Here is a 23,658-nt window from a genome sequence, read left to right on the forward strand (position 1 = left end):
ACCAGGCGTCCGCTTCCTCCCTCAATGGATCATTCATGATCTTGTGAGCTGCGTTACGTTCTCCACGTTTTGTTCGGGAGCTGTCACACCTTTCACATGGTGTGGCGTTTGTGGGGAGGATTTTTGAAGCTTCATATACCTGGCGTGGTGCCTCATGGGCGCCATCGCCGGGGTATGGGAGGAGCAGGCCTGCGGCAGGTCGCCACAGGTCTCGCCCTCATGATGTCCGTGTCGGCCCTGTACGGGGCGGAGTCCGCCTTCGCGGCTCCGGCGACGTCCGTCGCGGACGCGAAGCCCGCGAAACCGGCGGCGAGTTCCGCCGCGGACATCACGTCCGCCCGCGTCGCGGCCCGGCTGTCCGGCAAGCAGGTGGAGGCCCTGTCGGAGCGCACCGAGACCTCGACGACCTGGGCGAACAAGGACGGCTCGCTCACCACGGAGATGACGGCCGGTCCCATCCGGTTCCGTGACGAGGCGACCGGCCAGTGGCGCGACGTGGACCTCGGCCTGGTGAAAACTGCCGACGGCTCCGTCGAGTCGAAGGCGCACCCCAGGGGGCTCACGCTCGCCAAGGCCGGCGGCAAGGCGCTCACCGACCTGTCGCAGAACGCCAAGGCGGACGGCCGCGACCTGGTCACCCTCGGCGAGGGCGACGAGCGCATCACGCTCCAGTGGAAGGGTGGCCTGCCGCAGCCCGAGCTGGACGGCACGCGCGCCACGTACGAGAACGCCGTCCCGAACGGTGACGTCATCGTCGAGGCCACCCGTACCGGCTTCGAGCAGTTCGTCTCCATCAAGAAGCGGCCGACCGCCGAGGGCTACTCCTACACGCTGCCGCTGCGGGCCAAGGGTCTGAAGGTGCAGCAGCAGAAGGACGGCAGCCTGCTCTTCACCGACAAGAAGAACAAGCGTCGCGCCGTCATGCCCGCGCCGGTCATGTGGGACGCGAGCGTCGACAAGGTCTCCGGTGAGCACACCCGCCGGGCCAAGGTCGCGCTGAAGGTCGTCAAGACCCAGGGCGGCGTGGACCTCGTCCTCACCCCGGATGCCACGTTCCTCGCCGACCCGAAGACCACGTACCCGGTGACCGTGGACCCGTCCACGTCGTCGCTGAGCAACGTCTTCGACACCTACGTGCAGCAGGGCGAGACGGTCGACTGGTCGAGCGACGTCGAACTCGACCTCGGCAACCCCGGCACCACCAACGCCGACGGCACCCCCCGCACCGCTCGGTCCTTCATCACCTGGAACACGGCGCCCATCGCGGACGCCCTGGTGTCCAGCGCCAAGTTGAGCCTGTGGAACTTCCACTCCGGCAACACCGACTGCCAGGCCAACCCGTGGGAGGTCTGGTCCGCCGGCGCGGCCTCCACGTCCTCGCGCTGGACCTCGCAGCCCGCCTGGAACGAGAAGAAGGCCACCTCCACCGAGACGCGCGGCAACGCCGCCTGCACCACGGCGCCCGACGGCTGGATCAACGCCGATGTCACTTCTCTCGCACAGGAGTGGGCCTCGGCGAAGAGCAACCACGGAAACATGGGCCTGCGGGCGTCGGACGAGTCGCTGGTCCCCCAGTGGAAGCGGGTCAACTCCGCGAACGCCGCGGAAAACCCGCCCAAGCTGGTGGTGAACTACAACTTCCGTCCGCGTACCGGCACCAAGCAGGAGGCCGGACCGCCGTACTTCTCGTACGGCGGCGCGTACATGGTGAACACGCTGACGCCGACGCTCCGTGACACCTTCGTCGACGGTGACGGCGACAAGGTCACCGGCGCGTTCCAGCTTGCCGACCATGCCACCGGCGCGCAGGTCGGCGACATCCTGGTGTCCTCGGCCGTACCCTCCGGCCAGGTCGCCTCGGTCGCCGTGCCGGCCGGCGCGCTGGTCGAGGGCAAGACCTACAAGTTCCGCACCTCGCCGTACGACGGCACCCACTACAACCTCGGCTGGTCGGAGTGGCAGACCTTCACGGTCGACACGAAGTCACCGTCGGCGCCCACGAAGATCGTCTCGACGGACTACCCGTCGGACAAGTGGGTCAAGGGCGCGGGGCAGGCCGGCACCTTCACCGTCACGCCTCCGGCCACAGACCACCAGTGGGTCGAGTGGTCTCTGGACGGCGTCAACTGGACGAACGCGGAGACCAACGGTGCCTCCGCCGACAAGGCCATCAGCGTCATCCCGCCGAAGAACGGCACGCACACCCTGCAGGTGCGGATGGTCGAGAAGGCGGACAACAAGTCCGAGGCAAGCGAATACGTCTTCCACGCGGGCCCCGGCGGCTTCGTCCAGCCGTCCGAAGGCGACCGCACCGCACGCAGGCTGCCTTTGGTCGCCGAAGCGGAGGCGGGCAAGTACGACAAGGTGTCCTTCTCCTGGCGCCGTTCGGAGGCGGACGCGTGGACGGTGATCCCGGCCGGCGATGTGACCGCGGGCGGCACCGCCCTGACCGCATGGCCGGTCCCGCTGGTGAACGGCAAGAACGCGCCGCTGGTGTGGAACGCCACTGACACCGTCGACCCTGACGGCACGGTCGAGATCAAGGCAGACTTCGCCGGTCCCGATTCGGCGTCGAACAGCACCGTTCCGCTGACCGTCATCGTGGACCGCAACGCCGACGGCGCCGCGAACGCCCCCGTGGGTCCGGGGACCGTCAACCTGCTCACGGGTGATTACGCCCTGTCGCAGACCGACGCGTCGTTCTTCGGCATGGCGGTTACTCGCAGCTCCTCCTCGCGCGTGCCGGACGTGGGGGCGCAGCAGGAAGGGCAGGCGCCGATCTTCGGAAAGGAGTGGGCAGCCGGTACGACGGCGGAGACCACCGACTCGAACTACACCCATATCCGCAGGGTCTCGGACACGGCAGTCGCCGTCGTGCTGTCCGGGGGCAACGCCATCCACTTCACGGCGAACGCCGCCAAGACCGGCTGGATCCCTGAGCCCGGCTCGGAAAGCCTGACGCTGAAGGGAAGCACGACGGGTTCCTTCACGCTGTCCGACACGGAGGGCACGGTCACCACTTTCACCAAGCCCGACACCGCCGCGACGACCTGGCCTGTATCCAGCACACTGACGGACGGCCTTTCCCACTCCACCACCAAGGTCGTTTCGGAGGCCGTGACGGTGGACGGCAAGAGACTGGCCCGTCCCAAGCGGATCATCGCCCCCACCTCGGCCGCAACCCCCGCCACGTGTGAGACGGACCCGTCGACCAAGGGGTGCCGGGTTCTCGAGTTCGTCTACGCCACGTCCACCACTGCCACCGGTACCGCGACCAGCGCGGAGTTCGGTGACTTCGCGGGTCAGGTAAGCGAGCTCCGGCTGTGGGCCACCGCGCCCGGTGCCGCCTCCGCCACGGCGACCGCCGTCGCGAAGTACCGCTACGACTCCACCGGCCGAATGCGCCAGCAGTGGGACCCGCGCCTGAGTCAGGCCTCGCAGACGCAGTATGCCTACTGGGGCGGCCGGATCACCTGGCTCTCCCCGCAAGGGCAGCTGCCGTACACCTTCACCTACGGCAACGCCGGGGCCGGCACGGCCGCCGGTGACGGAATGCTGCTGAAGGTGTCCCGGTCTGCGCTGAAGCAGGGCACGGTGGACACCACCGAGGGCAACGCGGTCACCAGCATCGTCTACGGTGTCCCGTTGACCGGAGCAAAGGCGCCGCACGCCATGGGGTCGGCCGATGTGGCCGCCTGGGGCCAGCTCGACCACCCCACCGACGCGACCGCGGTTTTTCCCGCCGATTCCGTTCCCGCATCCCACTCGGGAGCGAACCTCGCCACCGGTGACTACGCGCGGGCCATGGTGACGTACCTCAACGCCTCCGGCCGTACGGTGAACACCGCCGGCCCGGGCAAGAATGTTTCCACGACCGAGTACGACCGGTTCGGAAACACCATCCGTGAGCTGAGCGCCGGAAACAGAGCACTGGCACTGGGCACCACGGCGCAGCAGAAGGCGGCACTGACCGATCTCGGCATCATCAGCCGATCCCCCGCAGAGCGTGCTCAGCTGTTGTCGTCGGTATGGCTCTACAACGCGAGCGGAACCCGTCAGACGGAGGAGTTCGGTCCGCTCCACCGGGTGGAACTCACCGAGGACCTCAAGGACGGTACGACCGTGCTGGTGGCGGCCGGTACGTCGGTCCCCGCAAGGTCCTGGACGGTGAAGGAGTACGACGAGGGCCGTCCGACCGACGGCACCGCGGCCGTCAAGGACCAGGTCACCATGGAGATCACCGGTGCCCGGGTGCGTGACTACTACGCCGTCATGGGTGAGAAGCGTGTCAACGAGACGCAGTACGACTGGGCGAAGGGCCTGCCCACGCTGCGGATCCAGGACTCCGGCGGTCTGGACCTGATCACTGGAACCGTGTACGACAGCCAGGGCCGCGTCACTTCCCAGACCCTCCCCGGGGGCAATGGAAACGACGCCGCCACCCGCATCACCGAGTACTGGGCCGCGGACGGCACGGGCTGGTGCAAGGGCCGCCCCGAGTGGGCCGACCAGGTCTGCTGGACCGGCCCGGCCGGCGATATCACCGGCGGTGGCTCGCATCCGGCTGAGCTGCCCGACACCACCACCGAGTACAGCGTCGTCGGTCAGGTGACCAAGGTCACGGACACCGCCAACGGCGTGATCCGTACGGCGACGACGTCGTACGACACTGCGGGCCGGCCCGTCACCGTGACGGTGTCCGGCGGCCTCGGTCAGGCCGTACCCGAGTCGACGACTCAGTACGACCCGGCGACCGGCCAGGTGACCAAGATCAGTTCGCCGGCCGCAGGCACGATCACCAAGGCGTACGACAAGCTCGGCCGGCTCATCTCGTACACCGACGCCGACGGCGGCACCACGAAGACCGAGTACGACGTGCTCGACCGGCCGGTCAAGGTCACGGACACCGCGCCCTCGACGGTCACCTACAGCTACGACCACTCCGTCGAACCGCGAGGGCTGGCCATCGCCGCCACCGACTCCATAGCGGGTACTTTCCAGGCTTCCTTCGACGCGGACGGCTCCGTCTCCACGGAGAAGTTGCCGGGCGGCTACACACTCACCGTCACCGAGGACACCACTGGTGCTCCGACGTCGCGGGTTTACACCCGCGACAGCGATGGCGTGACCGTCTACACGGACACGGTCACCAGATCCATCCACGACCAGGTCACGAGCCACCAGGGGTGGAGCAGCCAGTCGTACCGCTATGACAAGGGCGGGCGCCTGACCTCGGTCGACGACACTGTTGGCGAGGTCTGTACGCGCCGCAGCTACACCCTGGACAAGCGGGCGAACCGCACCGCCCTGACCACTGCCACCGGCACGTCCGGCAGCGGTTGTCCCGTCGCGGGAGGCACCACCACCAGCCACACGTACGACAGCGCCGACCGCTTGGTGGACTCCGGTTACGTCTATGACGCTCTCGGCCGCACCACCGCGATGCCGGGCAACGTCATCGGTTACTACGCCAATGACCTCGCCCACCAGCAGATCGCGAACGGCAAGCGCCAGACCTGGCAGCTGGACGCAGCCCTGCGGCACCGCTCCTGGAAGGTGGAGGCCGAGAACGGTGGCACCTGGACGCAGACCGCGTCGAAGCTCAACCACTACGACGGCGATGGGGACAGCCCCCGCTGGGTCGTGGAGGACACCGCCACCGGTGCGTTGACCCGTAATGTCGACTCCGCCACCGGACACTTGGCCGCCACCACCAGCGGGTCGGGTGACACCGTCCTGCACCTCACCACACTCCACGGTGATGTGGCCCTCCAGCTTCCGCTGGACACAGCCAAGGCCCCGGTCGCCCTGGACTCGGACGAGTACGGCAATCCGCGCTCCGGCCAGGCAGCCACGCGTTACGGCTGGCTGGGTGGTCACAAGCGGTCGGCGGAGACCCCTTCGTCCCTCACCCTCATGGGAGTCAGGCTCTACAATCCGGCCACTGGTCGCTTCCTGTCGTCCGACCCCGTCTACGGTGGCAGCTGCAACAGCTACGAGTACGCCTGCGCCGACCCCCAGAACAAGTTCGACCTTGGCGGTGCCGCTCTCATGGAGCGGGTCCAGCAAGCCTGCACGACCTATACGTGCGTGCGCATCCGCCGGATCTGCGACAAGTCATCACATAAGTGTTCCGTGCAGTGGGACATGTGGTTCCGTAAGGGATGGCGCGATGCCTGGATCTACAAGGGCTGGAAGTACACGCTGTCCGTCCGTGGTGTGAAGGTGTTCGGTTCGAGCTACTCCCACGGTGAGTTCGGTTCGTACAATTTCCACGGGTACTGGTACGGGAATGGTGGGCGCGGCAAGCACAGCTGCTGGAAGGGCACGTGCTGGATGGATCCGGGTGATTCCGTTCAGTTCTACGCCTATGGCGAGGCCCGACTCGGTTACACCAGGTATTACTGGAGTATCTACCAGTCGTTCAGCGGTGGAGGTAAGTACCGGGGGTGATCCGGAGGCGGGATCGACCCTCCGACCCGACTGAATTACCCACTTCCCCGGCCGGTCCCGCAATCCGTGCGGGGCCGGCCGGCCCCTATCGGCCAGGAGGCGCATCCCCGTGGACGGATGCGAGTTCGAACGGCGCTATGAGCGTTCATTCACGCAGTGGCTGCGGCGCATGGAATACGAGCTCGGCTCTGCGATGCCGAACAAGCAGTCGATCGATTGGATCCGGCGCGTCTACCGGGAGAACGGCGAACTCCCGTCGTCACGCTTGGCACTCATGGCCCTCCATCGCAAATTGGACTTGACGTGTCAGGCCTTCGAGGAGCTGGCGGACGTCGCGCGTCGGGACACGGGTCACGGAATTCCTCTCCACCCTGACGCCTCAGAGCCCTCTCCCGACTTCCCCGGCGGCATGGTGACGGTTGCCGAATCAGGTATCCAGTCGTTCGACCGGAACGGGGTGTACGCGGAGGTGGCTGATGCCATCCAGACGTATCTGGCAGACCGCTACAGAGTGCTGTGGCCGCTGTGCCCGCTGCACGGTACGGGGCTGCACGCGGTGGTCCACGAGGGCCACGCCGTCTGGTGGTGCAACACGGGCGACCACGAGGGCCGTGCACTGCGCACACTCTGAGGAGCGATCCGGGGTCCTCACCCACCCGCCCGGCCACATGTGAGATCAAGGTTTCAGCCCGGTCACGTCATATGACCGGGCTGAAACGCATCCTCCCTAGCGTCGGTCCTGACGGGATTCGGGATCTGACAGCAGCAGTGGAGGTACGCGATGAGCGGCCGGTGGATCGAGCAGTGGGACCCTGAGGACGAGACCTTCTGGCGGGAGAAGGGGGAGCGGATCGCCAAGCGCAACCTGCTCTTCTCCGTCCTCTGCGAGCACATCGGGTTCTCCATCTGGTCGCTGTGGTCGGTGATGGTCCTGTTCATGGGACCGCAGTACGGGATCGACCCGGCCGGCAAGTTCTCCCTCATCGCGGTCGCGACGCTCGTCGGCGCCATGATCCGGATCCCGTACACCTTCGCCGTCGCCCGCTTCGGCGGCCGCAACTGGACCATCTTCAGCGCGCTGCTGCTCCTGCTGCCCACGGGCGCCGCGTACGCCGTGATGGAGCCGGGCACGTCGTACACCACCTTCCTGCTGGTCGCCGCGCTCACCGGCGTGGGCGGCGGCAACTTCGCCTCGTCGATGACGAACATCAACGCCTTCTTCCCGCTCCACAAGAAGGGCTGGGCCCTCGGCCTCAACGCGGGCGGCGGCAACATCGGCGTCCCCGTGGTGCAGCTCGTCGGCCTGCTGGTCATCGGTACGGCGGGCGCGGCCGAGCCGCGGGTCGTGCTCGGGATCTACATCCCGCTGATCGTGGCCGCCGCCGTGTGCGCCGCGCTGTACATGGACAACCTGGCGCCCGTGAAGAACGACACCGGCGCCGTCAAGGAGGCCGTCAAGGACGCCCACACCTGGATCATGGCGTTCCTCTACATCGGCACGTTCGGCTCGTTCATCGGCTACAGCTTCGCCTTCGGTCTCGTGCTCCAGACCCAGTTCGGGCGTACGCCGCTCCAGGCCGCCTCCCTCACCTTCATCGGCCCGCTGCTCGGTTCCCTGATCCGGCCGCTCGGCGGCTCCCTCGCCGACCGGCACGGCGGCGCCCGCATCACGGTGGGGACCTTCGTCGCCATGGCCGCCGCGACCGGCGTGGTCGTCTACGCCTCCGTCATCGAGTCGCTCGCCGTCTTTCTCGTCGGCTTCATCTCCCTGTTCATCCTCAGCGGGCTCGGCAACGGCTCCACGTTCAAGATGATCCCCGCCATCTTCCAGGCCAAGGCGCACGCCTCGGGCCTGGAGGGCGAGGAGGCCGACGCGTACGGCCGCCGGCTCTCCGGCGCCGCGATCGGACTGATCGGCGCGGTCGGCGCGGTCGGCGGGCTCGCCATCAACCTCGCCTTCCGGCAGTCCTTCCAGACCGCGGGCACCGGCACCGCCGCCTTCGTCGCCTTCCTCCTCTTCTACGCGGCGTGCCTGACCGTCACCTGGGCGGTATACCTTCGCCGTCCGGTGGAGATCCCCGCGAAGCGGCAGCTCAGCTACTCCGAGGTGTGACGAGCGTGGCACTCGGCGGCGACGTACGTAACGGGGGAGAAACCCAGGGGAACCGAGACCGTCACGGATCCTTGCCAGTCTCTGGTGTCATGCACGAGCAAGAGCATGGTTCCCACGGCCCGCTGGCCGGGTTCACCGTCGGCGTCACCGCGGCCCGCCGCGCGGACGAGCTGGGCGCGCTGCTGGAACGCCGCGGCGCGGCCGTCCAGCACGCCCCGGCGCTGCGGATCGTGCCGCTCGCCGACGACGCCGAACTCCTCGACGCCACCAACGCCCTCGTCAGCCACGCCCCGGACATCGTGGTCGCCACGACCGCGATCGGCTTCCGGGGCTGGCTGGAGGCGGCCGACGGCTGGGGCCACGGCGAGGAACTCCTCGACCGGCTGCGCGGCGCGCAGGTCCTCGCCCGGGGCCCCAAGGTCAAGGGCGCGGTCCGGGCGGCCGGGCTGACCGAGGAGTGGTCGCCCGCCTCCGACTCCATGGCCGAGGTACTGGAGCGGCTCCTCGGCCAGGACGTCACCGGGCGCCGCATCGCGCTCCAGCTGCACGGCGAGCCGCTGCCCGGGTTCGTCGAGGCGCTGCGCGACGCGGGCGCCGACGTCGTGGTCGTCCCCGTCTACCGGTGGATGCCGCCCGAGGACCTCGCGCCCCTGGACCGGCTCATCGACGCCACCGTCGCCCGGTCGCTGGACGCGGTGACCTTCACCAGCGCCCCGGCGGGCGCCTCGCTCCTGACCCGCGCCCAGGACCGGGGCCTGCTGCCCGAGCTGCTCGACGCGCTGCGCCACGACGTGCTGGCCGCCTGCGTCGGACCCGTCACCGCCCTGCCGCTCCAGGCGCACGGCATCGACACCGTCCAGCCGGCCCGCTTCCGGCTCGGCCCCCTGGTCCAGCTGCTGTGCCAGGAGCTGCCCGGACGGGCGCGCACCCTTCCGGTCGCCGGTCGCCGCATCGAGATCCGGGGCCACGCCGTGCTGGTCGACGGCGACCTGCGCCCCGTGCCGCCGGCGGGCATGTCCCTGCTCCACTCCCTGGCGCGCCGCCCCGGCTGGGTCGTCTCCCGCGCCGACCTGCTGCGTGCCCTGCCGGGCGCGGGGCGCGACGAGCACGCCGTGGAGACGGCGATGGCCCGCCTCCGCTCGGCCCTGGGCGCCCCCAAGCTGATTCAGACGGTCGTCAAGCGGGGCTACCGCCTGGCCCTGGACCCGGGCGCGGACGCCAAGTACGCCGACGCGTGAGGTCCCGGCGGGGCGATCTACGGTACGGGGATGACCCTCTCCGTCCGCCCCGCCGGCCCCGCCGACGCGCCCGCGCTCGCCGAAGCCCTCGTCCGCAACCGGGAGCACATGCGGCCCTGGGAGCCGCACCGCCCCGAGACGTACTACACCGCCGACGCCCAGGCCGCCCGCCTGTCCGCCTCCGGCAGCCGCTCCTGGGCCCTCGCCGAGGACGGGCGGATCATCGGGCTCGCCACCCTCTCCGGGATCGCCCTCGGGCCCTTCCGCAGCGCCCACCTCGGGTACTGGGTCGACGGCGAACGCACCGGCCGCGGGCTGGCCACCCGGCTGGTGGCGCACGTGTGCCGGGCCGCGCGTGAGGAGCTGGGACTGCACCGCGTCGAGGCCGGCACCGTCATCGCCAACGCCGCCTCCCAACGCGTCCTGCTCAAAAGCGGCTTCGAGCGGTTCGGCACCGCCCCGCGCTACCTGCACATCGACGGAGCGTGGCGCGATCACCACCTGTTCCAGCGGATTCTGCACGACGACCCGCCCCCGGTCGCGTAGGCGGGGTTCCGGTCGCCGCCCCGGGCGGGCACTCTGGGGCGCATGGTGGCATGGCGGTTCCACTCCGGGCGGCTCTGCCTGGACCTGATGGCCGAGCCGCCGTCCGACGCCGGACGGCTCGCACAGTGGCTCCACGTCGCCGGACTCGTACCGGCGGGGACACCGCTCGACGGGGTCGACGGGCGGTGGGCGGAACGCTTCGCCGAACTGGCCTGCGACATCGACCAATTGGTACGGGACCAGCTCGACGGTCACGGGGGGCACGCCGGTCCACGCCTCGACCACCTCAACGCCCTCGCCGCCGCCCCGCCCCCCGCGCCCCGCGCCGTACGCGGCGAAGAGGGCGGCCTCGTACGCGCCCTGGCCGCACCGCCCGACTGCGGCGCCCTCCTCGCGGCCGTCGCCCGTGACGCGGTCGACCTGCTCACCGACCCCGTCACCCGCGCCCGGCTGCGCCAGTGCGAGGGGGAGGGCTGCCGGCGTGTGTATCTCGACACATCGCGGGGGCGCCGCCGCCGCTGGTGCTCCAGCGAGATGTGCGGCAACAGGGAGCGTGTGGCGCGCCACCGGGCGCGTACACACGGGTAGTTACGAAACTTCCTGAGAAAAAATCTCCCCGCGTTGAGTAAACCCTCCCGCCCCCCACGTAGTGATGGGAGACAACGAGTCAGATCAAGGTCTCGACCGGGAGGTTCCAGGTGCGCAAGGATGCCGCCGTGGCCGATGACCGTCGGGGGACGCATCGCGCCCGGCATCGAGCGGTGCCCGCCCGCACCCAACCCGACGTCCCGGACGAAGAGTTGATGCGGGCCCTCTACCGTGAACACGCCGGGCCCCTGCTCGCCTATGTACTCCGCCTCGTCGCCGGCGACCGCCAGCGAGCCGAGGACGTCGTACAGGAGACGCTCATCCGTGCCTGGAAGAACGCCGGTCAGCTCAATCGGGCGACCGGCTCTGTCCGACCCTGGCTGGTGACGGTCGCCCGGCGCATCGTCATCGACGGCCACCGAAGCCGGCAGGCCCGGCCGCAGGAGGTCGATCCGTCGCCGCTTGAGGTCATGCCCGCGGAGGACGAGATCGACAAGGCGTTGTGGCTGATGACGCTCTCTGATGCGCTCGACGATTTGACCCCGGCCCACCGGGAAGTCTTGGTCGAGACGTATTTCAAGGGGCGTACGGTCAACGAGGCTGCCGAAATCCTCGGCATACCCAGCGGGACCGTCCGGTCCCGGGTGTTCTACGCACTGCGTTCGATGAAGCTCGCGCTGGAGGAGAGGGGGATCTCGGCATGATGTCGCACCACGCTCCACAGGGGAACGAGTCGGTGCACGACGCAGTCGGCGCGTACGTGCTCGGCATTCTCGACGACGCCGAAGCCACCGCCTTCGAGGCGCATCTGGCGGGCTGCGACCTGTGCGCCCACCACCTGGAGGAGTTTTCCGGGATGGAACCGATGCTGGCCATGCTCGCCGAGGCCCCCGGCCCGGCCGCCCGGCCGGTCGTCCTGCCGATGCCGGAACGCCCCGGCGCCCCGGGGGCTCCACCGGCACCGATGCTGGACCGCCTCGTCGACGAGGTGGCCGCCAAACGAGCCCAGCGCCGCCGCCGCAGCCGTTTCCTGGTCGCGGCGGCCGCCGTGCTGATCATCGCCGGTCCCACGGCCGCGTTCGTGGCCACCTCCGGCGAGGAGACCAACCGGACCAACCAGGCCATCGACCCGCACCCCACCAGCCCCGCCGAGGACGCCTTCTTCCACCACATGGACGAGAAGGTCCAGCACACCGACGCGTCCACCAAGGTCAGCGCCACGGTCGGGATGGAGAAGAAGGCCTGGGGCACCCACACGGTCCTGGAGCTCAAGAACGTCAAGGGCCCGCTGAAGTGCAACCTGATCGCCGTCTCCAAGACCGGCGAGGAGGAGGTCGTCACGTCCTGGGCGGTCCCGAAGTGGGGATACGGCATCCCGGGCAGTACGCACGAGGTCGGCAAGAACCCGCTGTACGTCCACGGAGGTGCCGCCATGGACCGGAACGAGATCGACCACTTCGAGGTCCGCACGTTCGACGGAGAGCGCCTCGTGGAGGTCCCCGCGGCCGGCGCCTGACACAGCCCCCTTCCGTGGCGTACGCTCGACGGCTGCCCAGCACGTCAGAAGGGGGCCTCGGTGGCCGCGCAGGAAGCCGACCGTGGTGTCGATACGATCCGCGACCGAGAGATCGGTGTCGAACAGGACCACCTGGACCAGGTGTACCGCCGCCTCGAGGAGAAGATCCACGAGGCGGAGTTCCTGATGAACGACGCCGCCAAGCGCGGCCAGGTGGGCACGCCCGGCGCGCTCGCCGAGCGGGACGCCCAGGTGTTCCGGGCCGGTATCCACCTCAACCGGCTCAACAACGAGTACGAGGACTTCCTCTTCGGCCGCATCGACCTGCTGTACGGCAAGGACGGCAAGAAGGGCCCCGACGGCGCGTACACCTCCGTCGAGCCGGCCGACGACGCCGTACGCCCGGACGGCACCGCCGACATCGGGGAGACCCTCCACATCGGCCGCATCGGCGTCCTGGACTCCGACTACGCGCCGCTCGTCATCGACTGGCGCGCCCCGGCCGCCGCGCCCTTCTACCGGTCCACCCCGGTCGAACCGGGCCGGGTGGTACGCCGCCGGGTCATCCGCTCCCGGGGCCGCAAGGTCCTCGGCGTCGAGGACGACCTGATGCGCCCCGAGGTGAAGGCCCGCCTCGGCGGCGAGGACCTGGCGGTGATCGGCGACGGCGCCCTGATGGCCGCTCTCGGCCAGGCCCGCAGCCACACCATGCGCGACATCGTCTCCTCCATCCAGGCCGAGCAGGACCTCGTCATCCGCGCGCCCGCCGCCTCCGTGACGTACGTCGAGGGCGGCCCCGGCACCGGCAAGACGGCCGTCGCGCTGCACCGCGCCGCCTATCTGCTCTACCAGGACCGGCGCAGATACGCGGGCGGCATCCTGATCGTCTCGCCGACCCCGCTGCTGGTCGCCTACACCGAGGGCGTCCTGCCGTCGCTGGGCGAGGAGGGCCAGGTGGCGATCCGCGCGGTCGGCAGCCTGGTCGACGGGGTGGAGGCCACCGCGTACGACGAGCCGGCCGTCGCCCGCGTCAAGGGCTCCTCGCGGATGCGCGCGGTGCTGCGCAAGGCCGTGCGCGGCGCCCTGGAGCTGGGGGAGGCCCCCGAGCGGCTGCGGGTGGTGGCCTTCGGGCGGCGCCTGGAGCTGGAGGGCGACGAGCTGACCCGGATCCGGCACGCCGCCCTCGGCGGCACGGCGCCGGTCAATCTGCTGCGCCCGCGGGCCCGCAAGCTGCTGCTGGACGCCCTGTACGCCAAGTCGGGCGCGGCGTCGCGGCACCCCGGTGACCCGGAGCTGGCGGCCGAGCTGCGCTCCTCCTTCGACGAGGACGTCACGTCGGAGGACAGTTTCATCGACTTCCTCAACGCCTGGTGGCCCGAGCTCACCCCGCGCCGGGTGCTCGGCTCCATGGCCGACGAGAGGCGGCTGGGCCGCTGGGGCCGCCGGGTGCTCAACCCGGGCGAGGTGCGGCGCGTGGCCCGCTCGCTGCGGCGCGACGAGCTGTCGGTGCACGACGTGGCCCTGCTGGACGAGCTCCAGACGCTGCTCGGCGCCCCCGCGCGCCCGCGGAAGAAGCGGGAGTTCGACCCGCTGGACCAGCTGACCGGCTTGGAGGAGCTGATGCCGGTTCGGGAGGAGACCCAGCGCGAGCGGGCGGAGCGGCTGGCCCAGGAGCGCACCGAGTACGCCCATGTGATCGTCGACGAGGCGCAGGACCTCACGCCCATGCAGTGGCGGATGGTCGGCCGGCGCGGACGGCACGCCACCTGGACGGTGGTGGGTGACCCGGCCCAGTCGTCGTGGTCGGTGCCGGACGAGGCGGCCGAGGCGCGGGACGAGGCGCTGGGCACCCGGCCGCGCCGCCGCTTCGAGCTGACGGTGAACTACCGGAACCCGGCCGAGATCGCGGAGCTCGCGGCCAAGGTGCTGGCCCTCGCCATGCCGGGCATGGAGGCGCCCCGGGCGGTCCGCTCCACGGGCGTGGAGCCCCGCTTCGTGGCCGTGGGGGACGGGGACCTGGCCGAGGTCGTACGGGAGGAGGCGCGGCGGCTGCTGGACCGGGTGGACGGCACGGTGGGCGTCGTGGTCGCGATGAACCGGCGCGAGCAGGCGGCGCGCTGGCTGGCGGACCTGGGCGAACGGGTCGTGGCCCTGGGCAGCCTGGAGGCGAAGGGCCTGGAGTACGACGCCACGGTGGTCGTCTCTCCGGCCGAGATCGCCGACGAGTCGCCGGCCGGCCTGCGGGTGCTGTACGTGGCGCTCACCCGTGCGACACAGCAGCTGACGGTGGTCTCGGGCCGCCGCGACGACCCGGACGCGGAGGGTGTGCCGGACTTGCTCCGGGACTGATTCCGGGTCGTCCGGCGAGGGGGGAATCACTTACCGGGGCGGTTTGTTAGCCTGGGTTGTGGCACCGGCTCGATCCAAGCCCCCGGGCCCAACCTTCGTCGCTACGAGCGACCACTTGCCGCGAGGCGAGCATGGCGGGTCGGTGCCACTCAAGTCGTACCCAGCAGGTCCGTGTCATCGTCCGATGACGCGGACCTGCTGTCGTTTGCCCGTTGGGGCTTCCACCAAGACCAGGTTATCTCGTATGGTGGAAAACAGTTTCCGAAAACTGTGCGCGACCGAAACGACCGCTATTACCTGCTACTCGCAGGTAGGTGCGACCATCGGAGGGCTCCGCCCGGCCACCCGCCGGCGCGGTGCGGCAACGAACCAGGGAAAGCAGAGGAACACGGCCATGGCAACGGCGCCCAGCGTCTCGTACTCGATGACGGTCCGGCTGGAGGTGCCCGCGAGCGGAACAGCGGTCTCCCAGCTCACCACGGCTGTGGAATCCTCCGGCGGCTCGGTCACCGGCCTCGACGTCACCGCGTCCGGCCACGAAAAGCTGCGGATCGACGTCACCATCGCCGCGAGCTCCACCGCGCACGCCGACGAGATCGTCGAGAAGCTGCGCGGCATCGAGGGCGTCGTCCTGGGCAAGGTCTCCGACCGTACGTTCCTGATGCACCTCGGCGGCAAGATCGAGATGGCGTCCAAACACCCCATCCGCAACCGTGACGACCTCTCCATGGTCTACACCCCCGGCGTGGCCCGGGTCTGCATGGCCATCGCCGAGAACCCCGAGGATGCCCGCCGCCTCACCATCAAGCGCAATTCCGTCGCAGTTGTGACGGACGGCTCCGCCGTGCTGGGCCTCGGCAACATCGGCCCCAAGGCCGCGCTGCCGGTGATGGAGGGCAAGGCCGCCCTCTTCAAGCGGTTCGCCGGCATCGACGCCTGGCCCATCTGCCTCGACACCCAGGACTCCGACGCCATCGTCGAGATCGTCAAGGCGATCGCCCCCGGCTTCGCGGGCATCAACCTGGAGGACATCTCCGCGCCCCGCTGCTTCGAGATCGAGGCCCGGCTGCGCGAGGCCCTCGACATCCCGGTCTTCCACGACGACCAGCACGGCACCGCGATCGTCGTCCTGGCCGCCCTGACCAACGCCCTCCGGGTCGTCGGCAAGGCCATCGGGGACGTACGGGTCGTCATGTCCGGCGCCGGAGCGGCCGGTACGGCCATCCTCAAGCTGCTCATCGCGGCGGGCGTCAAGCACGCCGTCGTCGCCGACATCCACGGCGTGGTGCACGCGGGCCGTGAGGACCTCGTCTCCGCCGACCCCGAGTCGCCGCTGCGCTGGATCGCCGACAACACCAACCCCGAGGGTGTCACCGGCACCCTCAAGGAGGCCGTGAGCGGCGCCGACGTCTTCATCGGGGTCTCCGCCCCGAACGTCCTGTCGGGCGACGACGTGGCGGCCATGGCGGAGGGCGCGATCGTGTTCGCGCTCGCGAACCCGGACCCCGAGGTCGAGCCTGCAATCGCCCGCCAGACGGCGGCAGTTGTGGCCACCGGCCGGTCCGACTTCCCCAACCAGATCAACAACGTGCTGGTCTTCCCGGGCGTCTTCCGCGGCCTCCTCGACGCCCAGTCGCGGACGGTCAACACGGAGATGATGCTGGCGGCGGCGAGCGCCCTCGCGGACGTCGTCACCGAGGACGAGCTGAACCCGAACTACATCGTCCCGTCGGTCTTCAACGACAAGGTCGCGGGCGCCGTGGCGGGCGCGGTGCGCGACGCCGCCAAGGCCGCCGGCGGCGGTGTGACGGCGCCCACGTCCGCCTGACCTCCGGCGCGTCGCGCGTCCCCGGGCCGTAAAGCCGCCTTTAGGGTGGCGGTTCGGCTCCGGGGAGTCCCGGCACAGTCGACTCAACGTCACCACGGCGGGGCTGTGGCGCTTTTCGTGTGACTCCGGAGGGTGCCGGATTGGCTTTCCCGCCGCTGGTGGGGGCAGGATGCGTATTCGGGCGCGAGGGTCTGACAGCAGACCCGGGTCCGGGGACTGTCCAAGGGCCCTGGCAGCATCGGCTTCGCTGTGCCCAATATGCGGCTTCGCCGCGTGGCACGCCTCAACAGCAAGAAGAACACGGGAGTACAACATGAACCGCAGTGAGCTGGTGGCCGCCCTGGCCGACCGCGCCGAGGTGACCCGCAAGGACGCCGACGCCGTGCTGGCCGCGCTCGCCGAGACCGTCGGCGAGGTCGTCGCCAAGGGCGACGAGAAGGTCACCATCCCCGGCTTCCTGACCTTCGAGCGCACCCACCGTGCCGCTCGCACCGCTCGCAACCCGCAGACCGGCGACCCGATCAACATCCCGGCCGGCTACAGCGTGAAGGTCTCCGCGGGCTCGAAGCTCAAGGAAGCCGCCAAGGGCAAGTAAGTCCCCAGGGCGCATCGAGAAGGGCGGTCACCCCTCACGGGGCGGCCGCCCTTCCGCATGCCCGGAGCGAGCCCGGTGCGGCCCCGCACGGCGCCAGGGCGCTCGCGGCGCGGCGGCGCGGCGCTGAGCGGCGCTGAACGGCGCTGGGGGGTGACCGCCGTCCGCAGGCCCGCCGGGGGCGCGGCTCGCTCGCGAGGCGGGCGCCGTCCGGCTCCCTGCCGAGCCGTACGCGGGCGGGCGGCCGCCCTGACACCCGTACCGCCGCCGTACAGCGCGCGTACATGCCTCGTACAGCGCCCGTACGGCCCCCGTGCAGGCTCCGTACGGCCCTGCCGGGGCCGGGAACCCCCGTACGGCCCCCGTGCAGGCTCCGTACGGCCCTGCCGGGGCCGGGAACGGCCGACGGCCCCTCGCGGGAGCGAGGGGCCGTCAAAAGGGCTTACGGGGCGTCAGACGATCGCGCTGCCGGGCAGTTCGACCTTGGCGCCGAGCTCCACGAGCTTCTCCATGAAGTTCTCGTAGCCACGGTTGATCAGGTCGATGCCGTGCACCCGCGACGTCCCCTGCGCCGCCAGGGCCGCGATCAGGTACGAGAAGCCACCGCGCAGGTCGGGGATGACCAGATCCGCGCCCTGGAGTTTCGTCGGGCCCGACACGACCGCCGAGTGCAGGAAGTTGCGCTGGCCGAAGCGGCAGTCCGAGCCGCCCAGGCACTCCCGGTACAGCTGGATGTGCGCGCCCATCTGGTTCAGCGCGGAGGTGAAGCCGAGCCGGGACTCGTACACCGTTTCGTGGACGATGGACAGGCCCGCCGCCTGCGTCAGGGCGACCACCAGCGGCTGCTGCCAGTCGGTCTGGAAGCCGGGGTGTACGTCCGTCTCCAGGGCGATCGCGTTGAGCGCGCCGCCCGGGTGCCAGAAGCGGATGCCCTCGTCGTCGATCTCGAAGGCGCCGCCGACCTTCCGGAAGGTGTTGAGGAACGTCATCATCGAGCGCTGCTGCGCGCCGCGCACGTAGATGTTGCCCTCGGTCGCCAGCGCCGCGCTCGCCCAGGAGGCCGCCTCCAGGCGGTCCGGGAGCGCCCGGTGGGTGTAGCCGCCGAGCTTGTCGACACCGGTGATCCGGATGGTCCGGTCGGTGTCCATGGAGATGATCGCGCCCATCTTCTGCAGGACGCAGATGAGGTCTTCGATCTCCGGCTCCACGGCCGCGTTCGACAGCTCCGTGACGCCCTCCGCCAGCACGGCCGTCAGCAGCACCTGCTCGGTCGAGCCGACCGAGGGGTACGGCAGCCGGATCTTCGTGCCGCGCAGCCGCTGCGGGGCCTCCAGGTACTGGCCGTCCGCCCGCTTCTCGATCGTCGCGCCGAACTGGCGCAGTACGTCGAAGTGGAAGTCGATCGGCCGGCCGCCGATGTCGCAGCCGCCCAGGCCCGGGATGAAGGCGTGGCCGAGGCGGTGCAGCAGTGGGCCGCAGAACAGGATGGGGATGCGCGACGAGCCCGCGTGGGCATCGATGTCGGCGACGTTGGCGGACTCGACGTACGTCGGGTCCAGGACCAGCTCGCCCGGCTCCTCGCCGGGGCGCACCGTCACACCGTGCAGCTGGAGCAGTCCGCGGACGACGCGGACGTCACGGATGTCGGGCACATTGCGCAGCCGGCTCGGCCCGCTGCCGAGCAGGGCGGCGACCATCGCCTTGGGCACGAGGTTCTTCGCGCCGCGGACGCGGATCTCGCCCTCCAGCGGGGTTCCGCCGTGGACAAGCAGTACATCGTCTGTGCCGGTCATGAATCTCGCGTTCCGGAGAGGTCGGGCAGGGGGCCAGGGAAAAGGGTAAGGGGGCGGAGCGGCCTTCTTGGTAGCCCGAGGACGCCAGTCAGATGTAATGAATTCGGCACAACACCCTCTGTCCTCCGCTCCTTGCGGACGGTTACGGTCCGCTTTCGGCCAGGACGGACTCCGGGCGGCGTGTGAGCAGCGGATCGGTCGCGGTGGTCGCGAGTCGGCCGCTCGCCCCCCGCGGACGGCCGAGATGCGGGATCATGTCTGGCATGACCGAGGTGTCCTCCCTCACAGGACGGCTGCTAGTCGCCACCCCCGCGCTGGCGGACCCGAACTTCGACCGCGCGGTGGTGCTGCTGCTCGATCACGACGACGAGGGCTCCCTCGGTGTGGTCCTCAACCGCCCGACGCCGGTCGGTGTCGGCGACATCCTCGAAGGCTGGGCCCCGCTGGCCGGTGAGCCGGGCGTGGTGTTCCAGGGCGGTCCGGTCTCGCTCGACGCGGCGCTCGGGCTCGCCGTCATCCCTGGTGACGAGGGTCCGCTGGGCTGGCGGCGGGTGTACGGCGCCATCGGGCTCGTCGACCTGGAGACCCCGCCGGAGCTGCTGGCCGCCGCGCTGGGCAGCCTGCGGATCTTCGCCGGGTACGCGGGGTGGGGGCCGGGCCAGCTGGAGGACGAGCTCGCCGAGGGCGCCTGGTTCGTCGTGGACTCCGAGCCGGGGGACGTCTCCTCGCCCCGGCCCGAGAGCCTGTGGCGGGACGTGCTGAGGCGCCAGCGCAGCGAGCTGGCCATGATCGCCACGTACCCGGACGATCCCTCGCTGAACTGAGCGTGTCGGTCATTACGACGACTTTCGGCCATGTGCCGGGGCGCCCCGCCCCCTGTCGGTGTGCGTGACGCGCCTCACACCCACGCATGAGGCCCTGTGGGGCCTCGCTCCCGGGACGGCGCCGACGTGAGTACCCTTGGAGCTCATGAGCACTCTTGAGCCCGAGCGCGGGGCAGGTACGGGGACCCTCGTAGAGCCGACGCCGCAGGTGTCGCACGGCGACGGCGACCACGAGCGCTACGCCCACTATGTCCAGAAGGACAAGATCATGGCGAGCGCCCTCGACGGCACTCCCGTGGTGGCGCTGTGCGGGAAGGTCTGGGTACCGGGGCGGGACCCGAAGAAGTACCCGGTCTGCCCGATGTGCAAGGAGATCTACGAGTCCATGGGCGCCGGTGGCGACAAGGACAAGGGCGGCAAGGACAAGAAGTAACGCCCGGCCCGGTTCGCCGGGCCCGCCGGGCGGTGGCCCCCGGGGCGCGTACGTCGGTACGCCCCCCGGGGGCCTTTGTCGTGTGATCGCGAAGTGGTCGAGACCTCTTGTGGGCGCCCTCGGGCGGCCCTAACCTCCTGCGTGTTGTGCAGCACGAAACGTGTGTTGCGTATGCTGCAACGCCATCGGAGGGGATCCCGCCATGAAGCTTCCTGCCCGACTCGTCGCCCCCGTCCTCGCCGCACTCGTGACGGCCTCGGCCGCCTGTGCCCCGCAGACCTCCGACACCGGCGCCAAGGGGGACGAGAAGACCGGCACGCTGCGCGTCTGGCTCTTCCAGGAGGTCAACAACAAGCCGAAGGAGCAGGTCGTCGACGCGGCCGTCGCCGCCTTCGAGAAGCGGCACCGGGGCGCCGACGTACAGGTCGAGTACATCCCCGTCGACACCCGCGCACAGCGCGTCAAAGCCGCCTTCAACGACCCGGCGAGTGCGCCGGACGTCATCGAGTACGGCAACACCGACACCGCCGGGTACGTCAAGGACGGCGGACTCGCCGACGTCAGCGCCGAGTTCGGCGCGTGGGCGGAGGCGAAGGACACCGACCCCACCGCGCGGGCCTCGGTCACGGTGGACGGGAAGGTGTACGGCGCACCGCTCTTCGTCGGGGTACGGGCGCTGTACTACCGCACCGACGTGTTCCGCGAGTTGGGCCTGACGCCGCCCCGGACGCAGGCCGAACTGATCGCGACCGCGAAGAAGGTCCGCAAGGCGAAACCGGAGCTCTACGGCATCGCCGTCGGCGGCGCGTACACCTATGGCGCGCTGCCCTTCCTCTGGGCCCACGGCGGCGAACTCGCCACGCGCAGCGGCGGCTCGTACGTCTCGGCCCTCGACAGCGCGGCCGCCCGCAAGGGCATCACCGCGTACACCTCGCTCTTCGGCGACGACAACTGCCCGGCCGCCAAGTGCGCCTCCATGGGCGGCAACGCCACGGTCACGGCCTTCGCGTCGGGCAGGGCGGCGATGGCGATCGGCGGCGACTTCAGCCGTGGGGCGGTGGAGGCGGGGGAGGCGAAGGGCAGGTACGCGGTCGTCCCGCTGCCGGGGGTGACGGCGGGATCGATCGCCCCGGCGTTCGCGGGCGGCAACAACGTCGGCGTACTGAGGAGCAGTTCGCATCGCACGCTGGCGGTGGACCTCATGAAGTCCCTGGCGGGGAAGGACGCGCAGCGGAAGCTGTTCGACGCGATGGGCTTCCTGCCGACGTACACGGACGTCCGGGCGGAGGCGGCGCGGAAGCAGCCGTTCGTGAAGCCGTTCACCGACACCCTGTCGGCCGGCACGAAGTTCGTCCCCGCCTCCCCGGGCTGGGGGCAGATAGACGCCTCGCTCGTCCTGCCGACGATGTTCCAGGAGATCGTGAGCGGCCGCAAAGACGTGGCGACGGCATCCGGCGACGCGGCGAGGAAGATGAACGCGGCCTTCGGCTCGGCGGCGGGCTGACCCGATGACGTACGACACCATGAACCCCGGACCTGCCGGACCGGCCGGCGGGGCGGGCGCACCGGCGGGCCTGGTCCCCTCGCCCGTACCCGGAGCGCCCGGGAAGCGCGGCGGCCGGGGCGGGCGGTCCACGAAGGACCGGAGGGCCCCGGGGCGGCGCGGTGGCGCGGGCTGGGCGCCTTGGATGTACCTCGCGCCCGCGCTCGTCGTGCTCGGCGCGCTCCTCGTCTACCCGGTCCAGCAGCTCGGCCTCATCTCGTTCCTGGAGTACACCCAGGCTCAGGTCAGCGGTGGTGAACCGACCTCCTTCCAGGGGTTCGGCAACTACGCGGCCCTCTTCCGCGACCCGCAGTTCCGGCAGGTGCTCCTCGCCACCGTGCTGTTCGCCGCCGCGTGCGTCGTCGCCACCCTGGCCGTCGGGTGCGCCCTCGCCGTACTCCTCACCCGGATCCGCGCCGTGCCGCGCCTCGCGCTCATGCTCGCCGCGCTCGGCGCGTGGGCGACCCCCGCCATCACGGGGTCCACCGTCTGGGTGTTCCTCTTCGACCCGGACTTCGGCCCCGTCAACAAACTGCTCGGCCTCGGTGACTTCTCCTGGACGTACGGGCGCTGGAGCGCCTTCGCCCTCGTCCTGTTCGAGGTCGTCTGGTGCTCGTTCCCCTTCGTGATGGTCACCGTCTACGCGGGCATCGAGGCCATCCCCTCCGAGGTCCTGGAGGCCGCCGCCCTCGACGGCGCCTCCCCGTGGCGGACCTGGCGCTCCGTCACCGCCCCGATGCTGCGGCCCATCCTCGTCGTCGTCACCATCCAGTCGATCATCTGGGACTTCAAGGTCTTCACCCAGATCTACGTGATGACGAACGGCGGCGGCATCGCCGGCCAGAACCTCGTCCTGAACGTCTACGCGTACCAGAAGGCCTTCGCGTCCTCGCAGTACAGCCTGGGCGCGGCGATCGGCGTCGTCATGCTGCTGATCCTGCTCGCGGTCACGTTGGTGTACCTGCGCCTGCTGCGCCGCCAGGGAGAAGAACTGTGATCCGTACGCACCGCCGTGCCCACCGCCCGTGGCGCCTGGCCGCCGAGACCACGGCCCTCCTCGTCGCGGCCGTCGTCGCCTTCCCCCTCTACTGGATGGTCCTCTCCGCCCTGAAACCGGCCGGCGAGATCCAGTCCGCCCATCCCCGCCCCTGGACCCTGTCCCCGTCCCTCGACTCCTTCCGCCGCGTCTTCGAACAGCAGGACTTCGGCCGCTACTTCCTCAACAGCCTGCTGGTGGCGGGCACCGTCGTCGTCGCGTCCGCCCTCATCGCCTTCCTCGCGGCGACGGCCGTCACCCGGTTCCGCTTCCGGTTCCGTACGACACTCCTCGTGATGTTCCTCGTCGCGCAGATGGTGCCGATCGAGGCGCTGACCATCCCGCTGTTCTTCCTCATGCGGGACTTCGGCCTGCTCAACACCCTCGGCTCGCTGGTCCTGCCGCACATCGCCTTCTCCCTCCCCTTCGCGATCTGGATGCTGCGCGGCTTCGTCAGGGCCGTCCCGGAGGCCCTGGAGGAGGCGGCGTACATCGACGGCGCGAGCCGGACCCGCTTCCTGTGGCAGATCCTCTTCCCGCTGGTCTTCCCCGGGCTCGTGGCGACGAGCGTCTTCTCCTTCATCTCGACCTGGAACGACTTCCTGTTCGCGAAGTCGTTCATCATCAGCGACACCTCCCAGTCGACCCTCCCCATGGCGCTGCTCGTCTTCTTCAAGCCGGACGAGAACGACTGGGGCGGCATCATGGCCGCCTCGACCGTGATGACCATCCCGGTGCTGGTCTTCTTCGTACTCGTACAACGCCGCCTGGTGTCCGGGCTCGGCGGCGCGGTGAAGGACTGACGA

17 protein-coding genes are annotated in these 23,658 nt (G+C 70.2%); 16 read left to right on the plus strand and 1 reads right to left on the minus strand.

From position 1 onward, the window contains the following. Positions 1 to 222: 222 nt before the first annotated feature. The 11 genes from ABT360_RS10715 (at position 223) to ABT360_RS10765 (ending at position 17,226) form a co-directional block, all read left to right on the plus strand. Entirely contained in the window at positions 223 to 6,453 is a 6,231-nt protein-coding gene (locus ABT360_RS10715; protein ID WP_351813668.1) for a DNRLRE domain-containing protein, read from the plus strand. Positions 6,454 to 6,622: 169 nt separating this feature from the next. Continuing rightward, positions 6,623 to 7,084 (plus strand): hypothetical protein, encoded by a 462-nt coding sequence (locus tag ABT360_RS10720; protein ID WP_351813600.1) that lies wholly within the window; start codon positions 6,623 to 6,625, stop codon positions 7,082 to 7,084. 150 nt (positions 7,085 to 7,234) lie between these two features. Next, positions 7,235 to 8,566 (plus strand): nitrate/nitrite transporter, encoded by a 1,332-nt coding sequence (locus ABT360_RS10725; protein ID WP_351813602.1) that lies wholly within the window; start codon positions 7,235 to 7,237, stop codon positions 8,564 to 8,566. Positions 8,567 to 8,655: 89 nt separating this feature from the next. Beyond that, positions 8,656 to 9,804, plus strand: coding sequence for a uroporphyrinogen-III synthase (locus tag ABT360_RS10730; RefSeq protein WP_351813604.1), 1,149 nt, complete (start codon positions 8,656 to 8,658; stop codon positions 9,802 to 9,804). A 30-nt stretch (positions 9,805 to 9,834) separates the two neighbouring features. Next, positions 9,835 to 10,350 (plus strand): GNAT family N-acetyltransferase, encoded by a 516-nt coding sequence (locus tag ABT360_RS10735; protein ID WP_351813606.1) that lies wholly within the window; start codon positions 9,835 to 9,837, stop codon positions 10,348 to 10,350. A gap of 42 nt (positions 10,351 to 10,392) precedes the next feature. Continuing rightward, positions 10,393 to 10,938: a CGNR zinc finger domain-containing protein gene (locus ABT360_RS10740; RefSeq protein WP_351813607.1), complete on the plus strand. Its 546-nt coding sequence runs from the start codon at positions 10,393 to 10,395 to the stop codon at positions 10,936 to 10,938. 110 nt (positions 10,939 to 11,048) lie between these two features. Then, positions 11,049 to 11,642 carry a sigma-70 family RNA polymerase sigma factor gene (locus ABT360_RS10745; protein WP_064072166.1) on the plus strand — a complete coding sequence of 198 codons (594 nt, stop codon included), beginning with the start codon at positions 11,049 to 11,051 and terminating at the stop codon, positions 11,640 to 11,642. Then, on the plus strand, positions 11,639 to 12,454 hold the full coding sequence (locus tag ABT360_RS10750; protein ID WP_351813610.1) for an anti-sigma factor family protein: 816 nt from the start codon (positions 11,639 to 11,641) through the stop codon (positions 12,452 to 12,454). Before ABT360_RS10745 ends, ABT360_RS10750 begins: the two co-directional genes overlap by 4 nt. A 60-nt stretch (positions 12,455 to 12,514) precedes the next feature. Next, complete coding sequence (locus ABT360_RS10755) at positions 12,515 to 14,803, plus strand: HelD family protein (RefSeq protein ID WP_351813612.1); 2,289 nt, start codon at positions 12,515 to 12,517, stop codon at positions 14,801 to 14,803. A 394-nt stretch (positions 14,804 to 15,197) separates the two neighbouring features. Then, positions 15,198 to 16,631, plus strand: a complete 1,434-nt coding sequence (locus tag ABT360_RS10760; protein ID WP_351813614.1) for an NAD-dependent malic enzyme — start codon at positions 15,198 to 15,200, stop codon at positions 16,629 to 16,631. Between the two features lie 313 nt (positions 16,632 to 16,944). Then, a complete protein-coding gene (locus ABT360_RS10765; protein WP_017237029.1) occupies positions 16,945 to 17,226 on the plus strand; it encodes an HU family DNA-binding protein in 282 nt (93 codons plus the stop codon). Between the two features lie 449 nt (positions 17,227 to 17,675). Here ABT360_RS10765 and murA read toward each other — a convergent pair whose 3' ends face one another. Then, on the minus strand, positions 17,676 to 19,016 hold the full coding sequence (gene murA / locus ABT360_RS10770; RefSeq protein ID WP_351813616.1) for a UDP-N-acetylglucosamine 1-carboxyvinyltransferase: 1,341 nt from the start codon (positions 19,014 to 19,016) through the stop codon (positions 17,676 to 17,678). A gap of 263 nt (positions 19,017 to 19,279) precedes the next feature. On the opposite strand from murA, the gene ABT360_RS10775 reads away from it, so the two are divergent. The 5 genes from ABT360_RS10775 (at position 19,280) to ABT360_RS10795 (ending at position 23,655) form a co-directional block, all read left to right on the plus strand. Next, entirely contained in the window at positions 19,280 to 19,840 is a 561-nt protein-coding gene (locus ABT360_RS10775; RefSeq protein WP_351813618.1) for a YqgE/AlgH family protein, read from the plus strand. A 145-nt stretch (positions 19,841 to 19,985) separates the two neighbouring features. Continuing rightward, a complete protein-coding gene (locus ABT360_RS10780) occupies positions 19,986 to 20,273 on the plus strand; it encodes a DUF3039 domain-containing protein (RefSeq protein WP_023588437.1) in 288 nt (95 codons plus the stop codon). Between the two features lie 202 nt (positions 20,274 to 20,475). Further along, a complete protein-coding gene (locus tag ABT360_RS10785) occupies positions 20,476 to 21,777 on the plus strand; it encodes an extracellular solute-binding protein (protein WP_351813620.1) in 1,302 nt (433 codons plus the stop codon). A gap of 4 nt (positions 21,778 to 21,781) precedes the next feature. Then, positions 21,782 to 22,813 carry a carbohydrate ABC transporter permease gene (locus tag ABT360_RS10790; RefSeq protein WP_351813622.1) on the plus strand — a complete coding sequence of 344 codons (1,032 nt, stop codon included), beginning with the start codon at positions 21,782 to 21,784 and terminating at the stop codon, positions 22,811 to 22,813. Further along, positions 22,810 to 23,655 (plus strand): carbohydrate ABC transporter permease, encoded by an 846-nt coding sequence (locus ABT360_RS10795; protein ID WP_351813624.1) that lies wholly within the window; start codon positions 22,810 to 22,812, stop codon positions 23,653 to 23,655. The genes ABT360_RS10790 and ABT360_RS10795 overlap by 4 nt, the downstream gene beginning before the upstream one ends. The last annotated feature ends 3 nt before the right edge of the window (positions 23,656 to 23,658 follow it).

This window comes from Streptomyces sp. NPDC000229, assembly GCF_040300825.1.
Lineage (GTDB): Bacteria > Actinomycetota > Actinomycetes > Streptomycetales > Streptomycetaceae > Streptomyces.

Coding starts and splice junctions, on each gene's coding strand:
- ABT360_RS10750 (WP_351813610.1), top strand. CDS start 11,639: ATGATGTCGCACCACGCTCCACAGGGGAACGAGTCGGTGCACGACGCA.
- ABT360_RS10775 (WP_351813618.1), top strand. CDS start 19,280: ATGACCGAGGTGTCCTCCCTCACAGGACGGCTGCTAGTCGCCACCCCC.
- ABT360_RS10790 (WP_351813622.1), top strand. CDS start 21,782: ATGACGTACGACACCATGAACCCCGGACCTGCCGGACCGGCCGGCGGG.
- ABT360_RS10735 (WP_351813606.1), top strand. CDS start 9,835: ATGACCCTCTCCGTCCGCCCCGCCGGCCCCGCCGACGCGCCCGCGCTC.
- ABT360_RS10760 (WP_351813614.1), top strand. CDS start 15,198: ATGGCAACGGCGCCCAGCGTCTCGTACTCGATGACGGTCCGGCTGGAG.
- ABT360_RS10740 (WP_351813607.1), top strand. CDS start 10,393: ATGGTGGCATGGCGGTTCCACTCCGGGCGGCTCTGCCTGGACCTGATG.
- ABT360_RS10715 (WP_351813668.1), top strand. CDS start 223: ATGTCCGTGTCGGCCCTGTACGGGGCGGAGTCCGCCTTCGCGGCTCCG.
- ABT360_RS10730 (WP_351813604.1), top strand. CDS start 8,656: ATGCACGAGCAAGAGCATGGTTCCCACGGCCCGCTGGCCGGGTTCACC.
- ABT360_RS10765 (WP_017237029.1), top strand. CDS start 16,945: ATGAACCGCAGTGAGCTGGTGGCCGCCCTGGCCGACCGCGCCGAGGTG.
- ABT360_RS10785 (WP_351813620.1), top strand. CDS start 20,476: ATGAAGCTTCCTGCCCGACTCGTCGCCCCCGTCCTCGCCGCACTCGTG.
- ABT360_RS10725 (WP_351813602.1), top strand. CDS start 7,235: ATGAGCGGCCGGTGGATCGAGCAGTGGGACCCTGAGGACGAGACCTTC.
- ABT360_RS10720 (WP_351813600.1), top strand. CDS start 6,623: ATGGAATACGAGCTCGGCTCTGCGATGCCGAACAAGCAGTCGATCGAT.
- murA (WP_351813616.1), bottom strand. CDS start 19,016: ATGACCGGCACAGACGATGTACTGCTTGTCCACGGCGGAACCCCGCTG.
- ABT360_RS10780 (WP_023588437.1), top strand. CDS start 19,986: ATGAGCACTCTTGAGCCCGAGCGCGGGGCAGGTACGGGGACCCTCGTA.